Origin of the sequence: Amycolatopsis aidingensis (genome assembly GCF_018885265.1) — a bacterium.
Classification (GTDB): domain Bacteria; phylum Actinomycetota; class Actinomycetes; order Mycobacteriales; family Pseudonocardiaceae; genus Amycolatopsis; species Amycolatopsis aidingensis.
Genome location: NZ_CP076538.1, coordinates 4,957,043 through 4,977,240, shown reverse-complemented (window position 1 = coordinate 4,977,240; position 20,198 = coordinate 4,957,043). Strand labels below are relative to the sequence as shown.

Here is a 20,198-nt window from a genome sequence, read left to right as displayed (position 1 = left end):
ACAGACCGATCTCTGCCGAGACATTGCGTCGACAGTTTCGGATCGGTGCCGCGCGGTCCCGGTTGTTGGTGTCGATGATCAGGACAAGTCAGCCTGGCAGCTCCGCTATGGGACGCGGGAAGTCAGTCGGAGCGTGAAGTGCTGGTCTGCATCGTTGGGGATGTGAGCGTGCAAGATCGATGGAGTTGGCTCGTATGCCGTCCCGGTACTCACCCAGTCACGCAGCGGAGCATGGCGTCTGCGTCGACTGCGGTGAGCGGCGCGGAAGGAGGGCTATCGCCTACACAAAGTTGCGCCAAACGGGTGGCATAAACGGGTGACGCACTCCTCGGTGACCAGAACTGTCGGTGTCCGGGTGTATCACGTCCGTGACCGTACGTTCAGGAGGAGGAACCGTGCCACCGCGCAACTACACCCGCGGCGACCGTGCCGCGCTGATTCTGTTCGGCCGAGGCAAGTGTTATTGGGGTCCGGGCTGCACCGAGCCCCTTCTCATGAAAGTTGAAAACAGGTATCGCCTAAACCTGCAGATCGCGCATATACGATCGGACGAACAGGCAGCAGAACGCTACATCCCGGGCATATCCCGCGATCGAGTTGACGCATTCGAGAATCTGCTGTTCCTCTGCAAGCCTCACCACGACACCGTTGACGAACCGGGAGCCGCCGAACGATTCACGATCGAAGTTCTCGAAGCCTGGAAGCTGGATCGTGAGGAAGGCCGCTACGAGGAACTGCGGGGACTCCGCGACGTCACCGAGGACGGTTTGGTCGAGCGGATCACTTCGGCGATCGATGATCAGAACCACGACATCCGTACCACGCTGGCGCGCCTCGAACGGACCGATGCGGAAGCTGCGGCCCTCGTACGGGAACTGTCGGACGAGATCAAGGCATTGCGTAAAGCCGGGTCCATCCTTGACCCGGACGCTGTCTTCATGCTCAGCACCGCCGCGCGTGACCTCGGGCACCTCGAAGACAACGCCTCGGTGTTGTCTTCGGCCGCGCGTGATCTGGCGCACCTTGAGGACAGTGTTTCCACTTTGGCCGATGCCGCCAACAGAGTGGCAGGTTTGGAGGACGTGGCGGCCAGCATTGACCGCGCAGTAACTCGCGCAAGCGGCTTCATGTAGGGGAGCGTGCTGCCACAGCCGGCCTCGTCCGCTTGGACCCGATCTGGGCTGAGGGCGAGGTCGGCCGTGGCGGCGAGGCCGGTTGTCGCCGGCGGTGTCGTGCGCGGGATGCCAGCCAGGGGTATTCAAGCCTTGGGCGTGGGCCTCCTGCTCGCGGAACGACTGCACTTGTTGGGTTGTGCAGGGTTTGCGGCGCGAGCTGGCCGATCCGTTCGGGTTCGGTTTGACCAGTCGCCACGGGAGGCGAGTGGTGCCGACGAGTGGCCGTGATGGCGTCGTCGGTGCTGGTGTGGGCCTCGTCGAGGCGGACGCCGTCGTATGCTGGCACCGGTCGGCCACAGTGCGTTTGCCGCGACATCAGTGCTCGTCTGTCGCTGGGGTTGCACCGAGCAGGAAGGCTCGGACGTTGAAATCGATCTCACGGCCAGCGGCAACTTCGTGCTCGAGCGCGAGAAGGTCTTCATGGCCGGGAGAGCACTCCACTGCCCTTCTGACCGCCGCGGACGCCAGGTCCTGTGGTCCATCGAACCACAGGCGCTTTGCGGCGTAGATCCAGAGCGCGGAGTCAAGGCGTGAGGGAAGCTCGAGATGGCGACGTTTTTGCAGCTCAACGTGCCGCTGCTCCGCTAGCTCGCATACCTCGTCTACGGACCAAGGCGGGATCACGTCGAGGAGCACACTTGCCGTGAACGAGTATAGGCTCGGGCGTTGTAACTCTTCCAGCGCGGCCGTCATGACCCTCTCGGGTGCTGGCTGATGAACCTCCGGGGGCAGTAGGCGGTGCCAAAGCAGGTAGATAGCAAGCATCGGCTCTCGGACGTTGGGCGACCGCTGGGTGACGAGCAATTCCTCAATACGGCTGAGAGCAGGGCGCATGTCGATCTTGAGCTTGACGCGTCCGGACAGCGCTTCTATCAGGTGGTCAAAAAACTCACCGGCTCGGGTTGCCGCATCGGCCGGACGCATGGCCTCGGCGGTCCCGAGATAGAACTCCGGCGCCAGTTGCGCCTTGATGACGTTGGGAAGATGGTCTCTCCATTTGTAGTCTCGGTCGAGTTCGGTAGATCCGCGCTGGACGTAGGTACGGACCACGTGCCGGGCTAGCCTGTTGAGTTCCGCGTGCGTGAGCATCAGCGTTTCGCCGGGCGGGGTGACAGTGTGCGCGCCACCGACAAGAAGCCATTTCCCGATGGCAAGGTCCCCGAGTTCATGGAGATTCTTCGAACGTGCGTCGTAGGCGTTAGACACCACCCGTCGAAGGGACGCTTGCCGCACTGGACGGTTCAAGCCGATCGCTTCCTCGCGGAAGAACGATGGGCGAACATGGCTGAGTACGAACTCGACGTACCTGTACTTGATGCCTGCCCGCTCGGCTTCAAGGATCGCTGTGCGAACACGGTCGGCGTCGCCAGCCCCTAACGTGTCCAAGGCTCGGTCGAGAATCCCACGCTTACGGGGGTCGAGACGGTTCCAAGTCGGAGCGGGCACCTTGACGTCCGTCGAGAGTGACTCAAGGGCGGCGACGTAGTCAGTGTAGGAAAGCGTCGGATCCTCGGCGACGCGCTCGCTCGCCGTAACGATGCGCCGCATCGCCCTCATCGTCCGTTCGAAGACGCCTCGGTTAAGTGCCAGCAACTCGATCATAAATGCGCGCAGATCATCAAGATCACCATCGTTGAGTACGACCTGCGGGGTGAAGGTGCGCGGAAGAATGTCGGCTGGGGCTGGACTGTGGAGTGACCCCGACGGTGCACGGATCAGTCGGTCGGCCTTCTCTCGGTTCGGAGTGAACGTAGCACCGAGCGCAAACGAAAGCACGACGGCGAGATCGTCTGCGATAGCATCACCGCCGGTTGAGATCATGAAGTCGTCGCTGCCGTCAGGTAGGACCGCTTCAAGACGTTCGGTGAAGTACGCGAGAATCGTGTTGACGGTGGACCACTCTGTTGCCGGCGTCAAATGACCGATAGGTATGTCGACATGGTCACGCCTCAGAAGGACGCGTTCGTATACAGGGTCCGGCGATGTTCGGTCTCGTTGAGCCGTACATCCTGGAAGTACATCCCCGTGATGACCTGGAGCATGACGTCAGGGTCCCACGTGTCAGCCCCACCTATGAGGTGATTCGAGCCCGCGAGGTGCTGGCGGCCGAGACTGAGTCCGTCGCCCGGTCCTCCCAGTGCTCCGTATCGGAGCCGCACGCGCTCTGTTGCTCGTGGCGATGGTCAGAGCCGAATCGACGGGACCACCAGCTCAACCCGAGTTGGCGGCAGACGGTGTGTCGGCACGGTGGAGGTTGACGTCCGGACGTGTCTGCCAACGATGGCGACACGAATGGCAGCCGTCGGCGTGGCGGTGTTCGCAAGGCAACATCGGTGTGGTGAGGTGGTGAGGTGTCAACGTACGGCCTTCACCGCTATGCCGCGTCTCCTGAGGAGCCCGTCCCCGTCGACAGTGATGGCTTCTTGAAGCTTGATAGCAAGAGCGGTGTGGTGCCGGTCTCGCTCCTGCCGACGCTCTCCCGCAACTTTGCCCTTTTGGCAGCAGGTGGGGCGGGCAAGACCACGACGACGACCGCCCTCGTCGCGGTCGAGCCGGATGCCGAGTACGTCGAGACTCCGCTTGAGACGCGTGACAAGCTTGAGAACCTGATTTCAGGGGCCGCGGGCACGAAGAAGACTTTGTACTTCGACGCCTTGGATGAGGCCGTTGCCAGCGATCAGTTCATCCTGCGCTGGTTGGCCCGTGAACTAGGTCGGCCTGGGGCTGCCGATGGGTACTGGCGTCTATCTTGCCGGGCAGCGGCGTGGGACCGGGTCTTCGCCACGTCCTTGCCGGACTTCAAGACGTGGAAGCTGCTTCCCCTGGACCGGGTCACGGCTGCGGCGGTAGTCGGGGAAGCTGTGGGTGCTGCTGACTTCGACGGGGCCGCGTTCATCGAGGCTGCGGCAGCGGCGGGGTTGGGCAGGCTGTCGGGCTGCCTGAGCCAGTTGATCGCGGTGGCACGGTTCTGGCATGGCCGCGGGGTCCTGCCCGACACCGCGGTCGAGGCCATGGAGTACGAGGTCGCGCACCTGCTTCAGGAGACCAACTCCCAGCGTCTACGCGATCTTCCTGCTGACCGGGCGATGCGCATCGCCATGCGGCTGGCGGCGTTCGAGACGTTCAGCGGTACCCAGGCATTCGCAGTCTCAACCTCAGGCGCTCCCAGCACGCTGACCGTCGATCAGTTGCCGTCCGAACCTGAGCCCGTTGAAACGGCCAGAGCGATCGATCCCGCCGACTACCGCGATGTACTCGATACTGCGCTGTTCGACACTGGTCCGGCAGGCGCAGTCGTGTTCCGACACCAGAGCTACGTCGAATACTCGACCGCCGCATACCTGGTCGAGCGGAAGCTGCAACCTGGCCAGGTTCCCGCCCTGCTGGGCGTGCACTCCAACGGACTGCTCCCCACTAGTCGGCTTGGAGTGGCCGCCTGGCTCGGAGCGCTTCAACCCGGGTTGGTCGAGAGCCTGGTCCACGCCAACGCTCTGATGTTCGCATCGTCCGGTGCGGCGACGGAACTGCCCTCGGATGCGATACGTGCGGCTGTGGTCGCCGCCCTGCTTGACCACGCGGCCAGCGGAAAGATCCACACGGACTGGAGGGTCGATCCCGCACTGCTCGTCCACACCTCCCTTGAGGCAGAGCTGAGCCAGAGCTTGAAAGCTTTGCAGCGGTCTCAACAGCTCTGGTGGATCGCCCGCCTAGCCGCCGCTGGCCAGTGCACCGGGCTTGCCGCGGCGTTGGTGGAGGCTGCGGTCGACACGCAGTGGTACCCCTACGCACGTCGTGCGACTGTGATCGCTGTCGGCGAGCTGGGCGACAACGACATCATCACCGGACTTGCGAGCATCCTGGACCAGGACGAGGACCCTGACCATCAAGTGCGAGCGGCCGTCATCGACGTCCTGTACCCGAAGCTCATGTCCACGCGGACATTGCTGGCGGCCCTCCGACCACGATCCTCCTATCCCGTGGGCTACGACTATTACTACAGCCGTTCGCTCGGCGAGCTTGCTGATCGCATTCCCCCGACCGACCTTCCCCTCGCACTCGACTGGTTGAGGCAACTCGACGACAAGTCGATTGCCCGCCGCTACGATCGGTTTGTCGAAGGACTGCTGCGGCAAGCGTGGGAGCACAGCGACGACACCGCTGTCCGACAAATGCTCGCGCGGATGCTTGTCTCCGCAAGCTGGCGCCTCCAGTCCCGGGAAGGACGCACCACCTTGCCGTGGATCGAAAGAGAAGCGGATCGTCGGCACAGCCTCGTCCTGGAGATGGCGGCCATCCAGGAGGACAGCTGGCAGGCGATCATTCTGATGGGCTTGTTGGGGTCGCACGACGTGGAATGGCTCCTCGACGAGGTCGATACCTGCCCGCCGTCTACTGCCGCGTCACTAGCCGAATGCCTGGCACGCATCCAGATCGTTGACATGACCGCGGCGCTCGCTGATCGTTTGTTGAGCCTCCAGCCTAGCCACCCTGCCTACGACGCCACCCACTCTTTGCGCGGCAGCGTGGACATGTCGAGCGAAATCGCCCAGTTCCAACGTAAGCACGCTGTCGCTATGCAGAAGGCCGCTGAGGCGCGAACCCAGGCCCAGGAGCAGGCGAAGCTTGCCCTCAACAACGCCCTGACGCACGTCGACGTGGATCCCGGCTCCTGGTGGCAGATACCCGTACTCGTCCAGCAAGCCAGACAAGGCGACGCCGCACCGTCAGGGGGGCACGACCTGACCGCATGGCCGGGTTGGAACGAGCTACAGCCCGAGGACGCCGCAAAAGTAGTCGATACCGGTATCCGCTACCTCGAAGCGCACACGCCGAACCCAGCCACGTGGACGCCTCTGATCTCGTGGACCAGCGATCAGGTCATGCCGGACTGGGCCGGCGTGTATCTACTCACCACGCTTGTCTGGCACTACCCAAACAAGCTCTCCGATGTTCAGCTGGATGTCTGGCGCCGCTGGATAAGCGCCATCGTTGCCGTGCCCGTCTTCGCAGGCGACGATCCTGACGACCTGCGCGGGCTCCTGCTTGACGCCATCCCGACCGAGCTGCGGCCGGTGCTGGCGGACCACGCGATAAACCACCTTGAGGTGCTGCACGCCGCAGGAGAACACCTGTCCGCGTACGGGTTCTACCAGCACGTGGTGCTGGAGTTCGCTGACCGGATGGTCGCCTGGCTGCTCGACGTGTCCGAGACCAGCCCGACTGCGGACGAACTCCTGTCCCTAGTCGTCCGAGCAAGTGCGACCGAGACCGCTCTCGACCTGTGCCACCGACTGCGCAACGAGCCAGACTCTCCACTGGCCGCTCGCGCGAAGGAACTGCTCCCAGGACTGGATCCGAACTCCGCCCTCGACGAACTCACAAGCGCGGATCACACATCCGCACAGGTCGCGGCAGTCGTCAGCAGGATCAACTCCGCTGGGCTCGACCACGACCACGTGCTCTCGGCCGCCCGGCTTCTGCTTGACACGTTCCCGTACCACAACGACCCGCCGATGAGAAGTGGCGCTGTGGAGCCAGAGGACACGGCCCGCAGACTACGCTCGAATCTTCTGCAGCAACTGGCTTCGGCTGGTCGGGTGGATGACCTGTTCACTCTGCTGGCACACCGTGAAGACATAGAACAGCAAATCCTGGGGCAATACCTGGCCACCGCCCGCGCACGCCAAGCCGACCTCGCCGTCAAGGCCATCAGCCCGCAGACCCTGCTGGACCTTCTACGCTCCGCCGACGCCCGACTGGTCCGCGATGACGCTGACTTACTCACAGTCATTCTGCACCAACTCGACAACCTGCAGCACCACCTCACCCACAGCACTGCGTTCCAGGAGATCTGGGGCGGCAACATCCCCCATTCGGAGGACAGCATCACCGACTGGGTGAAGCGGCGCCTCAAAGACCGCCTCTCTGAGGGCGTCGTCGTGGACCGGGAGGTCCAAGCCAAACGCGTGAAGCCCAAAGGTGTAGGAACTCGGATCGACGGCGTTGCCACAACGTTCACCGAGACCAAGGGCACAGCCCGGGTGCTGTTCGAGGCGAAACTGGCGAACAACTCAGAAGTCCTGACAGCTATGCGGGCACAACTGATCGACCGTTACCTCATCCCGGAAGGCAGACGCCACGGCATCCTGCTCATCTACTGGATCCACCCCGACCGTCGCCCTAGCGGACGTGGCTGGCCCAAGAATCTCCACCCGGACAAGGACGCGCTCCGAGCTACTCTCAAAGAGCAGGCCGACGCAGAGTTGAAGAACGGCTTCCACATTACACCAGTCATCCTCGACATCACCCCGCCGGAGGGATTCGCGGGCAAGGATAACAGTAAACCGAAGCACGACAACACTACGGACTCCAGCCCTGAGGGCCCCTAGCTGCCTACAACCGCTCGGGCCAACGAAACGAGGAGTGCTCATCATCGGCAACCCGTAGACATCCTCACGCCCTGGCCGGGCGCTGAGAGCTACTGACAACCAGAGCCGGAAACACCGTTTCTGTTACGGACCCCAACCCGGCCGCCCCCGCGAAAGATCCGGGCTAGTCGTCTGTTGTTGAGATCTGTTGGCGTAGTTGCAGTGCCTGGGTTTCGTCTAGTCGGAGAGCTTTGATGGCGAGGTTGTCGATTTCGGCTCCGTTGGCGACGGAGTGCAGGATGCCGTTGTATAGCAGGTCCCATATGTGTCTGTTTTGTTGGAGTGCGTGCGGCATCCGGTACAGCACGTTTCCTTCGGTGTCTTCCAGTCTGAGGTAGATGGTGATTCCGGAGCCTGAGGCGGTGATGGAGACGAGGTCGTAGAATTTGACGTGGCCGGCGCGTGGTGTCCGGTGGTACCAGCGTTTCCGGGTTCCCCATTGGAGCCAGTCGGCGCCTGCGGACATGGTTTTGAAGGTCAGCGGGTCCGACATCAGGTAGGCGAAGACGACGATGACGATCCATACTGGCCAGTAGGTCAGGGCGTCGCCGAAGGTGTCGCCGCGCAGGAGTGACAGCACGGAGCTGCCGAGGGCGAGGATGGCCAGGGCGACGATGTAGCGTCGGATGTTGCCGGTGATGTCGTCGCGGTGCCAGGCCAGGCACGGCCCCATCCCTGGTGGTGGCTCGGGCGGGCCGAACATGGGACCGGCGAGCCGGGGGTTGTTGCCGGGGTGGTCGGGGCCTGAGTAGCCGGGGGCATGAGGGGGGAGTGGTTCGCCGGTGTCGGGGTTTGGCCGGGGTGGTAGCTGGGGGAATTCGTGCCAGGTACGTTGCGGTGTCTTGCGGCGGTGATGGCCTGCCATGTCGTGTCTCGCCTATTTCCCGTCTCCTGCGAAGCCGGCGACGATGTCCTGTGCGAACATGGCGCCGCCGAACCCTCCGGCCAGGCCCAGGACGACAGTGCCGAAGGGTCCGAAGGCGCTACCGGCGACCGCGCCGGTCAGCGCCCCGCCGAGGGCGCCGCCGCCGATGGCCGCGGCTGTGTCGGCGGCGGCTCGTCCCCACGACTGTTCGCCCTTGGCTGCGCCGATTGATTCGTTGACCACGGTGAGGCCAGCACCGACGTAGGGCACCGACCGCAGCATCCTGGAGGAGAAGTCGGGGACCTTCACATTCGAGTGCTCGGACAGGCGCTCTACCGCGCCTTGTCCTGGATAGCGCGTGACAACGTCCCGGACGTCTTTCGGGATCATTTTTACCCACTTCTCGAACTGTTGCGCGCGGGTCTGTTGCTTGCCGCCGTCGTTGGCGAGTTCCGCGGCCCTGTTCAGGATGCGTTGCTGAGCTGGGTTGGTGTCGGAGACCGCGCCGAGCGCGAAGTCGTTCAAGAACTTTGACTGTGCGAACAGGCGCTCGGCCTTGGCTGCGGCAAGACGGCGGGAGTTTTCTCCTCCTCCGACGTAGCTGCGTGTCTGGGAGACCCAGGTGAACAGCGAGGAGACCGTGTCGTTCGCCGTTTCGGTTGCCTTGCCCATCGCCGCGCGGAGTGTCTCGTGCGCGGTCTGTTCCAGGTTGCGTGCCTGGTTGACGATCGCCTTGCACTCGTTGTAGGCGGCGGCTTTGGCGTTGTACGTGGCCAGCGGCCCGTTGTTGTACGCGGCGATGGCTTCCTGGTTCTGCTGCATGATCGCCGTGGCGTCGGCGGTGCCGCAGGGGCCGGTGGGAAGGAGCTTGGGTGCCGCGGGAGCCTCGGGGGCGATGATGAAGGGGCCTTCGGCCCGCAGGCCGGCCGCGGTGGCCTTGGCCAGCGCGTCGTCCATCTTGGCATTGATGGAGTCCAGCGAGTCAGCGAAGTCCCGCAACGCCCATTCGCACTCGAAAGCACGGTCCGCGATGGCTCTCGTGTGCGTGTCCACGTTCGTGGTGGCCTCGTGGAACGCTTCCTGCGCGGGGCCGTGCCAGTCGGCCTCGGCCGTGCCGCGCGCCCCGGCGGCCGCTGCCGCGGCTTGGTGCGCTTGGCTGTAGAGCTTGGCAAGCCAGTCCGCGGCCTCGACGCAGGTTCCTGAACTGCCGTTGACCTGGGTGTTCAGCGCCTGTCCCATGTCGCTCCCCCTTCCCTGGTGGCCCGGATCAGTTCAGCGGAACATTCATGTCGTGCACGTCGGGATAGTCCTCCATGATGTCGTGCTGCTTCTTGCGCATCGCGCCTTCGTTGGTGTTCTCGATGTCGTGGTAGCTGCCCTTCGCCGCATCGACCTTGCCCGCGGCGTTGTCCATCGTCGCCGCGGAGTTGACCGACGACATCAGCAAGTCGGCGAGCGCCTTCCCCACGATCTCCGAGGAACCACCGGCGTCGACCATCTCCACCGCGGCTTCATTGGCTTCGTCGAGGTGCCGGGCGCCCTCGCGTAGCTGGCTGACCACGCTTTCCAGTCCGGCCGTGCTGTAGCTGAATCCCTCGTTACCACCCATGTGCGATGCTCCTATCGGTTGTTGTCGCGGCGGGTCCAGTCCAGCACCGGTGCGGCGTGTCTGGACTCCTCCGACAGGACAGGGTTGAACAGCACCGCCTCAGCCCCGACCCGCCAGGCGGCTTCCTCGAGCAGGTGAGAAGGAATCGACACCCACGCCTGATACGGCCCGCACCCTTCCTCCAGTAGTTCGCGTGAGGTGTAGGCGAGCAGTGTCAGCCGACCCTCATGCGGTTGAAGCTCCAGCACAGCATCGCGCTGACCCGCACGGTAAGGCCGTGAGGGCACATAGACGACCGGTTGGTCCGGATCCTCGGCGTCGAGGAGAGGCAAGTCGGGTTGGTCCCGGGAATCGACCTCGGGATACCGCCGGCCACCGGGAGGCACCGTATCGACAACGACGACCTTGGCACCTATCGATTCGCAGGTCGATTCGACCTCATCGGCTGCCATGTGCCGGAACGGCTGCCCGCTACCGCACGCCACCATCAGCCGACCGATGGAGGAGTAACCCATCACGGCAGAGGTTCCATCACGGAGCGTCCACAACTCGATGACTCCGCCATGTCCCGTAGGCGTGGTGAGCAGGTACAGGCCATCCGGCGCCTGCCTCGGTACCTCGTCCGGGTCCACTGTGCGTGGCCGTCGTCCGTGCCGACCTTGCTCCTCGGCTCCCCCCGACACCTACGGTCCCCTCCCGATCGCCGAACTCAGCTACATGACCGTTCCCCCTGAACGCTCAGTGTAAGCGCGAGGGTCTGTGCGTACAGGACGGTTGCGCAAGAACCGGCCCTGGTGATTGGGGTCACATTCGAGCGGGCGCGTATAAGATCAACAACGCGGCGAGGGACTGAAGAATCATGGATCGTGTCCTGCTCGCTCGGGAGCGTCAGCTACCTCGGGCCGGAGAATCGGACATGATCCGCCGTCAGGGATCGACACTCGTCGAGGCGATGTCAGTGATCCGGGCTGTCGTGTTCGTTGAGGCGTGGCTGCGCGGGCTCGTGCTGATTATGTCTCTGTGTCAGACGGACGGTGCAGCCGCCCGCGAACGCCAACGCTGCCGAGGCGAGAGTGATGGCGAATTCTTTCGCTATCGCAGCGTCCTGCAACCGTGGACCGGCGGACAAGACCGTGTCAGTGCCGCCGTAGCCGATAGCCAACGCCGGCAGTCCTCCACGAAGGACCACGGCACGTGCATAGCACTGGTTGTCGATCTCGATTGACGATCCGGTTATGCCGTGATCGGCGCTTTCGTTCATCAACGTCCGTTTCCGTATCAGGCACGGTACCGGTGCTCGTGTGGTTCGTCGGTGTCGTAGGTGAGGACAAGCTTGCTGTGGGCCTTGTCGATGATGGTGCCGGTCAGCTCATGCTCGGGGGTGTCGGCGGGGTAGGCGGTCAGGTTGGGTTTGCGCCGGTCTCGATCGATGGACCAGGCGCGGAGTTCGTCGCAGAGGTGGGTGGCCAGTTCGGTGGCGGCTGGTCCGTGCCCGATGGCGCCGAGTTCCCAGCGGCTGGGTCCGCTGCCTTGGTGTCGGCGGAGGGTGAGGTAGGCCAGGGAGGTTCCGTCGACGAGGGCGGGCGCGCGCAACGGCGAGATGGGGGCGCAGATCTCGGGCGGGGTATCGGCGGGGGCGTTGAGTCGGCAGGTGCGGAGGTCGGTGACAGTGAGGCGTAGCCAGATGCCGTCGTGGGGTTCGTCTCCGGCGATGCTGACGCCGGACCAGGCGGTGTTGCTCGGCCGGTCGAGGACTCCGTGCAGGACCGTGGGGTCGACCGGTTGGTCGCGGTCCCAGTGCAGGTGAATGGTGCCATCGGCGGTGATGGGGGCGGAGAGTTCGCCGTCGTCGTCGGTGACGAGGGGGACGAAGCCGCACAGTTCGATGGAGTCGGCCACCAGCCGCCCGTTGTGGTGGGCGAAGGCGACGCTGCGGGTTTGCCCGCGCCACCGCAGCGGGACTACGAGACGGGCGCCGGGGGTGAGTTGTTGCCACCAGGCTGTAGGGATGTCCCAGGGGGAGACGGTGGCGATGATCCGGTCGTAGGGGCCGTGTTCGGGGACGCCGAGCGCGCCGTCGCCGGTGACGACGCGGACACCGTGGTAGCCGGTCGCGGCCAGGTTGCGGGTGGCGTGGGTGGTGACGCCGCCGTCGAGGTCGATGGTGACCACGTGGGTGTCCTGGTTGGTGAGTTCGGCGAGGAGGCTGGCGTTGTAGCCGGTCCCGGCCCCGATCTCCAGCACGGCGTTGCCGGGTTCGACGGCGAGCTGGTCGAGCATCATGGCGACCACGGAGGGCGCGCTGGCGCAGGAGAGAGCGGTGCCGTCGGTGAAGCGGTGGGTGATGACGGCTTGCCAGGGGTCGTAGGCCGTATCCAGGTCGGCCTCGGGCACGAACTCGTGCCGCGGGACCCGGCGCAGTGCCCGTTCGACCTCGGGGCGCTGGGCGTACCCGGCCTGCTTGACGCTGGTGATCATGGTCTCGCGCAGGTCGGCGGGTGAGCTGGTGGTGGCGTGGTTCATCGTGTCCCTTCGTCGTTGAGCAGCAGGCAGGCATCCCACCGGGTGACCGGTGGCGTGTTGGTGCGGGCGGCGTGCTGGGCCAGCAGGGCCCCGGCGGTGCCGGTGAGCAGTCCCTGCCCGGCCGGTGGCCGGCGGGCCAGGCGGTCGGTGAGTCCGTGGAGCAGACGGGGCAGAGCGGTGGCGATGCGGTCGCTGTGGTGGCTGGCGCGCCAGGCAGTGTGCAGCAGGCCGGCCCACCCGTGGCACAGCGACACGTCCGCAAGCTGGGCCAGCTGTGCTTCGTCGGTGACGCACAGCGCCAGGATCTCCTCAGCTAGGTGTTGCCGTGCGGGGTCGTCGAGGGCGCGGCCGGCCAGGTGCAGGGCGCGGGTGATGCCGGGGGTGCCGTAGCACCAGCTCGGCCGGCCCGGACCGGGTCGGAAGGCCTCGCCGCGGTCGTGCTCGGCGCGGGTGATCGCCTCGGGCCACCACACCCTGGGTGGGGTGCCGCAACGCCAGCGGTCCAGCCAGGTGCCGACGCGGTCGATGGCGGCGGCCTGCCCGGATACGACGATCCCGCGCAGCATGGCGAGCGCCAGCAGCGCGAGTGGCCCGGCGATGCCGTGCGCCATGCCGGGGTTGCCGTGCCCGCCGTGCCACCCGGGGCCGGGACCGGTGGGGCCGCTGCGTGCCCACCAGCCGGGCAGTCCGCCGCGGTGGGGGTGGGTCAGCCGCACCAGGTAGCGCAGCACGTCCCGCAGCAGCTCGTGGTTTCCGCCGCGGCGCAGGAGGTAGGCGCCGAGCCCGGTGAGGCCGGAGATGAGGTCGAACTCGCGCGTGTCGGCTAGCGCCCCGGCGGCGAGGCGGTGGTGCGCGGCCTTCAACCGCGCCCGGGTGATCCACCGGACGTGCCCGTCCAGCACGTCCTGGGTGTCGGCCATGCGGGTGGCGGCGAGGGTGAAGGCGACCGCGGGGGCTCCCTCGAACAGGCTGACCTCGTCGGGGTGGGCGCGCACGGGCTCGGCCACCATCGCGGCCAGCCAGTCCCGGGCGTCCTGGTCGCGTTCCAGCGCCAGCAGCGCCTGCCCGGCGGGCCCGTCGGCCAGCGACTGTGCGGTCACGACGACCGCCCCGGGTGGGTGGTGTGCCAGGTGGTGGCGGCCTGCCGGGCCAGCCGCAGGCACACCGCCTCGAGTTCTGGATCGACGCCGAGGGCGCGGTTGTGGTGCATGTGCAGCAGCGCATGGAGACAGGCGTCGAGATCGGTGTCGGCGGGCAGGGCGTGCCGGTAGCGGCGCACCGCCTCGCCGTGATCCCGGTGTGCGGCTGCCACCTCGGCTGGCTCGGCGGTGTCCGGCCAGCCGCGGGCGAGCCGGATGACCTGGTCGACCGCGGCCCGGCCGGGCACAGCGCGGGGTGCCCGGTGGTGTAGCCAGTCGGCGGCGTGCTGCCGGTCGCCGAGGAACGCGGCGGCCAGCTCGAACAGGGACAGACCGGTGGCCGCGACCGGGGACACCCCACCTGGGCGGTGGGTGAGGCAGGCGAGCACCAGCCGGGAGTCGGCGGCGAACAGCCGCTCGGCATCGTGGATGGCGCGGTAGCGGCCGGTCTCGGGGTAGTAGGTGTCCAACGCCCCCCGGCTCAGCAGCCCGTCCTCGCGGAGCCGGTCGGCCCAGGTGGTGAGGGCGGCGAGCACCTTGTCGGCGTCGCCGGTGGTGCGGATGCGCAGCCGCAGGTGATCCGGTTCGTCGCCGTCGCGGGTACGGGGATAGCGCACGAACCACCAGTCCCGCTCACCCAGCTCGACCAGCAGGTCCGGCAGCTGGTGCACCAGCAGCCGATCCACACGGTGCGCGGGCAGATAGAGCTTGGCGTACAGCCACCCCGAGTGGGCCGAGCCGGGTGGGTGGCCGTGCTGGTGGGTCAGCACGGGCAACGACTCGACCCGTGGCGCGGGCTCCGGCCTGCGGCGGGAGGCCAGGGGCAGCACCACCAGATGCGGACGGCCCTCCAGCCACCCGTCGGCGCCGGGCTCGGGGGACTCGATCAGCACGGCCTCCTCAGATCCGTGCAGGTGGTGGGCGAGCACCTCCCGGTGCGCGGGCACGGCCAGGTCCAGCGGCAACTGCTGATCGAAGTCCCGCAGCTGCACCCGGTCCGGACACCCCCATGCCGCCTGCCACCGGGCGAGCGCCCGGTCCCGACCAGCCGTGTCGGCGGGCAGCTCGTGCCGGGTGAGTCGCCACTGCGCCGGAGCCAGGATGACCCGCCCGTGGCGCAGCCGCGGCAGGAACGGCAACGACCCGGCCACCGGACCCCAGTCGAACCCCAGCCACCCCGTGCCCAGCGCCCCGGGCAGCTCGCCCAGCAGGCGCGCCAGCGGCGGCTGCTGCTTCGGCGCGAGCGCGTGCAGCACCAGCGGCTCGACCACCCGGCGGCGCGACAGGCTGACCAGGTGCAGCCGGTGGCGGGTTGCGGTGATCGCCAGGTCGTCCACCCCGATCGCGGCGGGCTCGTGTTCGCCGACGGAGACGATCTCGGGCAGACAGCGGGGGACGCGGGCGACGTTCTCCCCACCGGGATACAGGGGCGCGCAGGACACCTGCGCCGCAACCGCCCCCTCGGTGATGGTGGGCAGCCCGGCGAACACCGCCTCCAGCCCGGCTTCGGGAACCAGCGGGGTGAACCGGGAGGAGAAAGTGCCCGCGGCCCGGCCCGGTGCCACGGTCAGCCGGAACTCGCCCCGATCCAGCGCGGCAGTGCTGGCGGCGTGAATCCGCGCGCCCAGGTCGACATGCGGCGGCGCGACCTCCGGGTTGCCGCCCACGGCGGCCAGCGCATCAACCGCCCCGGCGTCGAGCTCGAATTCGCGCCGGCCCCCGGCCGTGGCCTCGGCGGCCCAGGACAGCAACAGGCGGTCCCGCTCGGAGAACACATGCCGCCCGCCCTGCGCGGGCCCGGCGGGGTAGCCCTGCGGCCAGCCCACGCCGCAGGCCGGGTCCACCAGCAGCCGCAGCGGGACCAAGGTGCCGGTGCCGAACCGTTCGCAGAACGCGGTGAAGTACTCCCGCCACGCCCGGCTTCCAGTGTGTTCCCGCGCCACCCGGGCCAGCACGTCGGCGGCCCGTTCCATCTCCCGTACCACCCGCTCTGGCAGGCGCACCTGGCCATCCAGCCGCAGGTCCACTGACAACACCCCTCGCGGCACGCCCGCGATCGCCTGCATCCGTGCGGCCAGCTCGGTCCGCGCCTGCTCGCACGGGTGCTGGTTGTGCCCATCGAGTGCGCGGCGGATCTCGCCCAGCTCGTTCACCAGCGACGCCACCGCGGTGCCCTCGGTGTCGAGCGCCTGCAAGGAATCGGTAAGGAAGCCCAGCGGGTCGGTGACCGTACTCGGCGCGCGCAGACTACTGACCAGGAAACCGTGCTCCAGCAACGACCGCACCAGCACAGCCGCATCGCCAGCACCGGGGAACGCCGCCGCCAGCGCCTCGGCCAACACGCCGACGCGGACCGGACCGGCCGCGTGGCGACGCACGAATCGCACCGCCGGGGTGCAGCGGACACTCACCACCTCCGGCCCCGCCAGCACGAGCCGCTCGCCCTGCCGCTCAACCGCGTCGTGGAACACCACATCCAGCTGCGCCAGCAGCTCCGAGCACGCTTTCAGCCGGTTGATCACCTGGTGCAGCCACCGGTGATCCGGCCGCGCGACCGGCCGATGCTGCTGGCCGAACCGGACACTGCTGGTGCTGCTGACCGTGAGCGGGGCGACTCCGGCGAACAAACCGAACGGGGTCGAACGCTGGAAACGCAACACGTACCGGACCACGGCCAGGGCCGCGCGACGCACCTTCCGCCCAGACCGCGGACGCCCGGCCAGGATCGCCTCGACCCCGCAGGCCAGCACCGGGCTCGCATGCCGCACCGCCACCGCGACCGTCGGCCACACCTCACCCAGCCACGCGCGGCAATCCCGCGCATCGGACAGGGCCGGCCACCACGCCGGTGTGACCTGCTGCGCCGACGCACGCAGCACCCCCGTACCGCGATGCCGGTAGCCCACCTCGGGCATCCCCGCACCTCCCGTTCCTATCAGCAAACGTGGAGCCCGGGGCGGGGCCAGGAACGAATCCAGGCCCCAACCCCGAGAAAGTCACAGCTGCGACACACAGGCGGAAATCTGGCACGTATGCCCACACCCGTCCTCGGTCTGGCACGCCACCGCCTCGGACAAGATCCGCTCCGTCTCCATCCGAACATCCAGATCGAAAACGCCGCCTGGTTCCCCGGTGAGGACCGTTGTCATCGGGACACCTCTTCTCCTCTTGTCGTAATCGCCATTCCCGTTCGCGCGCATATTTAATGGGGTGATTTTCACTGTTGATTCATTGGTGGCGCTATTCCACCCGCTTTCGTGCCAAAAACGTGGAGCAGGTCGTCCGCCGCACCCGGGTACGTGGTCGTGGTCAGCAGGCTCCTCCTCACGGTCCCCGTGGCGTGGGCAACCGGCTGCGACGGGTCGGGGGGCGAGCCTCGCCGCAGCCGGTGCGTTCATGAGAACGTGACCAGGCACGATGTGGGTAGATGACATTCGATGACATCCGGGAGGGAGCGCGAGCTTGGCCCGCCACGTGACGATCACCGGCGCACGGTCGATCCCTCCCCAGACCGAGGCGGACCTACCCGGACTGTTCGGTGACTACCTGCGGCCGTTCGCCGACCCGGACGCCACCTTCTACCTCGGCGGAGCCGCGGGGATCGACACCGCCGCGCTGGACTGGCTGGCCAGTCACACCCAGGCCGACCTCACCGTTGTCGTGCCGTGCACCGTGGCCGACCAGCCGGCAGCCGCGGGCGAGGTGATTCGCCGATGGCAGCGAGCCGGCCGGCTCACCGGAGTGGTCGAACTGCACGCCGACACGCTCGGCGCCTCGGCCTATCACGCCCGCAACCGATGGATGGTCGACCGCAGCAGGTTCGTGATCGCCTTCCCGCACGGCACGGATCCGGCCAGCGGCACCTGGTACACCGTGAACTACGCCGCCGAGCAGGACAAACCCCGGCTGGTCGTGCCCGTCTGATCTGCTGGGGATGGTGTACTGGATGCCATGAGCACCGATCGGGACACCGGGGCGCGCCTGCTGCGCCAGCTGCGCGAAGGCCGTGGCTGGTCCTGGGCCGACCTGGCCCGAGCACTGCGCGACACCGCGCGCCAGCTTGCCGTCACCTCGCTGACGCACCGCCAGGTCACCAGCATCCAACGCACCGTCGCCCGATGGGAAAGCGGCACCGAACGAACCAGCCCCGGCGATCGCTACCAGGTCCTGCTCGCCCACCTCTACGCCCGCACCCCTCCGGTGACCTGGCCCTGGGACCCGGATCCGATCTCGGCACCCTGCTGGATGCGCTCCGCCTTTTCGGAACGCCACCGCACCGCATCCAAGCGCTCCTTGATCTGGTCACCCAGAACGCCCGCAGCGACTCGTCGACGCTGCTGTCGCCAGCCACCCACTTCGGCATCACGGCGGTTCAGCGCGGCTCCTGCCCGCTCGACCACGACCTGCTCGGCCAGCTCCAGCGCTCCGTCACGGCGATCACCAGGCAGGTGGGATCGACCCCATTCGTCCGGCTCCAGCTCCAGCTCGCGCCGATCGTCGAGTCCTGCCGCCGGCTCCTGCAGCGCGACCACCCCGGACAGCACGACGAGCTGGCCCGGCTGGCCACCCACACCTACGCCCTTGCCGCACGGCTGGCCTTCGAGACCCGCGACGACCAACTCGCCACTGCGCTCTACACCGACGCCACCGCCGTCGCCGGACAGCTGAAAGACCGCAATCACCGCGCGACGGTACGGACCAGCCACACGATGGTGACCCTGCACGCGACCAACGACCTCGACACAGCCCGCACCATCGCCCACGCCGCGACCATCGACGCCCATCAGGGATCCAGCTACGCCGTTCGAGCCCGCGCACACGCCGTGCACGCCGAGATCTGCGCACGCGCCGGCCAGACCCGCGAGGCCGGCGCCGCACTCGACCGAGCCTGGCGGACCGTCGAGCAACTCACGTCCGACGACCCGCACAGCGGGTTCAACGCCGACCGCCTCCACGGATTCGACGGACTCTGCGCACTCCACGCCGGCGACGCCAACCGCGCCCACGACAGCCTCGCCCACTCACTCAACGCCCTGAAGACATCACGGGACGCCGTTCAACGCGGCATCGTCAGCACCGACCTCGCCCTCGCACGACTGCGACTCGGCGACCCCGCCTGCGCCGACCTCCTGCACAAGGCCATCGACATCACCGCCACCACCGGCGGACGCGTACCGGCACAGCGAATCCGGCTAGCCCGACAACACCTGCGCCCCTGGCGAACCGAACACTTCCTCACCGAACTCGACGACCACATACACGACTCACTCATCGGACGATGAACCGCACACCCCGTCGTGCCGGGGTGTGCCTGGTTTCATTTCGTGAAATGCGACCGCGTTGCCCCCGTGACAACCGAGACAAGCTTCTACGCCGAGGCAGCGCGCGGTGCGGATCGGGATGGGCAAACCCAGATGCGGCGGCAGCCGGGCTTGTGACATCCTGGTCGGCTCGCCATGGTCGGCGGGCCCTGATGTCCAGGAGGAGGCCTGTCGTGGAGGACGAGACACTGCCGGATGCGGAGCGACGAGACTGCCTGCCGCACACGCTGGAGGAGTTGCGGCTCGTCGACCGGCGTACCCAGGGCTTCACGCCGTGGGGGCTGGGCGGATCGCACATCTTGACGTCCGAGAGCACCGTGGCTTTCCAATACGAGCTGATGGCGGCGATCGTTCTGGCGGACGCGGTACCGGAGAACACCCGCAACGCCTTCGACCAGGTCCGATCAGCGTTAATTTATGGTGCCCTCAGCTACGACCTGTTCACCTTTGCCGAGGACCGGGCCCGGCTGCTCATGGAGCTGGCTTTCCGGGACCGGTTCATGACGTACTACGCGACCGGGATTCCGGTCAGGGACCGAGCCGGTGCCGCCAGGCTTCTGACCGGCGGCTCGTTCCACGACATCAAGGATCAACTCGACAATATTCGTCCTGCGGACCGCATCCTCGAATTGCCGCGATCCGGCAGCACCATCCCATCCTTTAACGGCATGCTGGGCGGCTTGCGGCGCTGGGCAGAGCAGGAAGGGCTGCTGCCGGGTCAGTGGGCGCGACGGATCGCGGCGACTCAGAAGCATCTACGTGACATGACGGCCCATCCCACGCACTACCAGCTGAGCTCCCCGGTCGAGGCCGCCCGCAGCATCCGCGACGTAGCCGAGATCATCAACTGCCTGTGGGATGTACCCACCCCTGGTGGCCGGCTTCATCCGGCACCTGTCCAGCGCACTGTGATCGCCGTGTCCTGGAACTCGGCGGGCGACAAGGAAACCTGTGCTGCCGCCGAACTCCCTCATGTCCGGCTGGGAGGGCCGGTGATGACCATCCTGGTTCGCGCCTCAACGCAGAACCTGGACGACCTGTGGCGCTTCGATGCTCTCTACACCACGACGCAGTCTCCCATCGACATGTTGTGGGGACCGGGACCACCCACCGACGCGTTGGCGTGGTACCTCGACCG

The 20,198-nt window shown here is 66.9% G+C and carries 14 protein-coding genes; 4 read left to right on the top strand and 10 right to left on the bottom strand.

Features of this window, described 5'->3' with window-relative positions; translation table 11 throughout:
• The first annotated feature begins 395 nt into the window (after positions 1-395).
• A complete protein-coding gene (locus tag KOI47_RS22740) occupies positions 396-1,133 on the top strand; it encodes a hypothetical protein (protein WP_216207028.1) in 738 nt (245 codons plus the stop codon).
• A 357-nt stretch (positions 1,134-1,490) separates the two neighbouring features.
• On the opposite strand, the gene KOI47_RS22735 is transcribed toward KOI47_RS22740, so the two are convergent.
• Complete coding sequence (locus KOI47_RS22735) at positions 1,491-3,092, bottom strand: hypothetical protein (RefSeq protein ID WP_216207024.1); 1,602 nt, start codon at positions 3,090-3,092, stop codon at positions 1,491-1,493.
• A 434-nt stretch (positions 3,093-3,526) separates the two neighbouring features.
• Between KOI47_RS22735 and KOI47_RS22730 the strand changes: the two genes are divergently transcribed.
• Complete coding sequence (locus KOI47_RS22730; RefSeq protein ID WP_216207021.1) at positions 3,527-7,564, top strand: hypothetical protein; 4,038 nt, start codon at positions 3,527-3,529, stop codon at positions 7,562-7,564.
• A gap of 163 nt (positions 7,565-7,727) precedes the next feature.
• Here the strand turns inward: KOI47_RS22730 and KOI47_RS22725 are convergent, their stop codons facing one another.
• From KOI47_RS22725 to KOI47_RS36500, 9 genes are all read right to left on the bottom strand, one after another.
• A complete protein-coding gene (locus tag KOI47_RS22725; protein ID WP_216207018.1) occupies positions 7,728-8,468 on the bottom strand; it encodes a hypothetical protein in 741 nt (246 codons plus the stop codon).
• 12 nt (positions 8,469-8,480) lie between these two features.
• Entirely contained in the window at positions 8,481-9,707 is a 1,227-nt protein-coding gene (locus KOI47_RS22720) for a hypothetical protein (protein ID WP_216207015.1), read from the bottom strand.
• Positions 9,708-9,735: 28 nt separating this feature from the next.
• The gene (locus tag KOI47_RS22715) at positions 9,736-10,077 is read right to left on the bottom strand and encodes a hypothetical protein (RefSeq protein WP_216207012.1); all 342 of its coding nucleotides are present in this window, start codon (positions 10,075-10,077) and stop codon (positions 9,736-9,738) included.
• An 11-nt stretch (positions 10,078-10,088) separates the two neighbouring features.
• The gene (locus KOI47_RS22710; RefSeq protein ID WP_216207009.1) at positions 10,089-10,709 is read right to left on the bottom strand and encodes an SAV_915 family protein; all 621 of its coding nucleotides are present in this window, start codon (positions 10,707-10,709) and stop codon (positions 10,089-10,091) included.
• Positions 10,710-11,032: 323 nt separating this feature from the next.
• Positions 11,033-11,338: a hypothetical protein gene (locus KOI47_RS22705; RefSeq protein WP_216207008.1), complete on the bottom strand. Its 306-nt coding sequence runs from the start codon at positions 11,336-11,338 to the stop codon at positions 11,033-11,035.
• A gap of 17 nt (positions 11,339-11,355) precedes the next feature.
• Positions 11,356-12,600 carry a methyltransferase, FxLD system gene (fxlM, locus tag KOI47_RS22700; RefSeq protein ID WP_216207005.1) on the bottom strand — a complete coding sequence of 415 codons (1,245 nt, stop codon included), beginning with the start codon at positions 12,598-12,600 and terminating at the stop codon, positions 11,356-11,358.
• Positions 12,597-13,700 (bottom strand): lanthionine synthetase C family protein, encoded by a 1,104-nt coding sequence (locus KOI47_RS22695; RefSeq protein ID WP_232376181.1) that lies wholly within the window; start codon positions 13,698-13,700, stop codon positions 12,597-12,599. Before KOI47_RS22695 ends, fxlM begins: the two co-directional genes overlap by 4 nt.
• Positions 13,697-16,654, bottom strand: coding sequence for a lantibiotic dehydratase (locus KOI47_RS22690; RefSeq protein ID WP_216207002.1), 2,958 nt, complete (start codon positions 16,652-16,654; stop codon positions 13,697-13,699). Before KOI47_RS22690 ends, KOI47_RS22695 begins: the two co-directional genes overlap by 4 nt.
• Before the next feature lie 81 nt (positions 16,655-16,735).
• Entirely contained in the window at positions 16,736-16,888 is a 153-nt protein-coding gene (locus KOI47_RS36500; protein ID WP_216207000.1) for an FxLD family lanthipeptide, read from the bottom strand.
• Between the two features lie 313 nt (positions 16,889-17,201).
• On the opposite strand from KOI47_RS36500, the gene KOI47_RS22680 reads away from it, so the two are divergent.
• Together KOI47_RS22680 and KOI47_RS22675 are read left to right on the top strand one after the other, a co-directional pair.
• Positions 17,202-17,663, top strand: a complete 462-nt coding sequence (locus KOI47_RS22680; protein WP_216206998.1) for a DNA-processing protein DprA — start codon at positions 17,202-17,204, stop codon at positions 17,661-17,663.
• Positions 17,664-17,857: 194 nt separating this feature from the next.
• Complete coding sequence (locus KOI47_RS22675) at positions 17,858-19,021, top strand: hypothetical protein (protein ID WP_216206995.1); 1,164 nt, start codon at positions 17,858-17,860, stop codon at positions 19,019-19,021.
• The last annotated feature ends 1,177 nt before the right edge of the window (positions 19,022-20,198 follow it).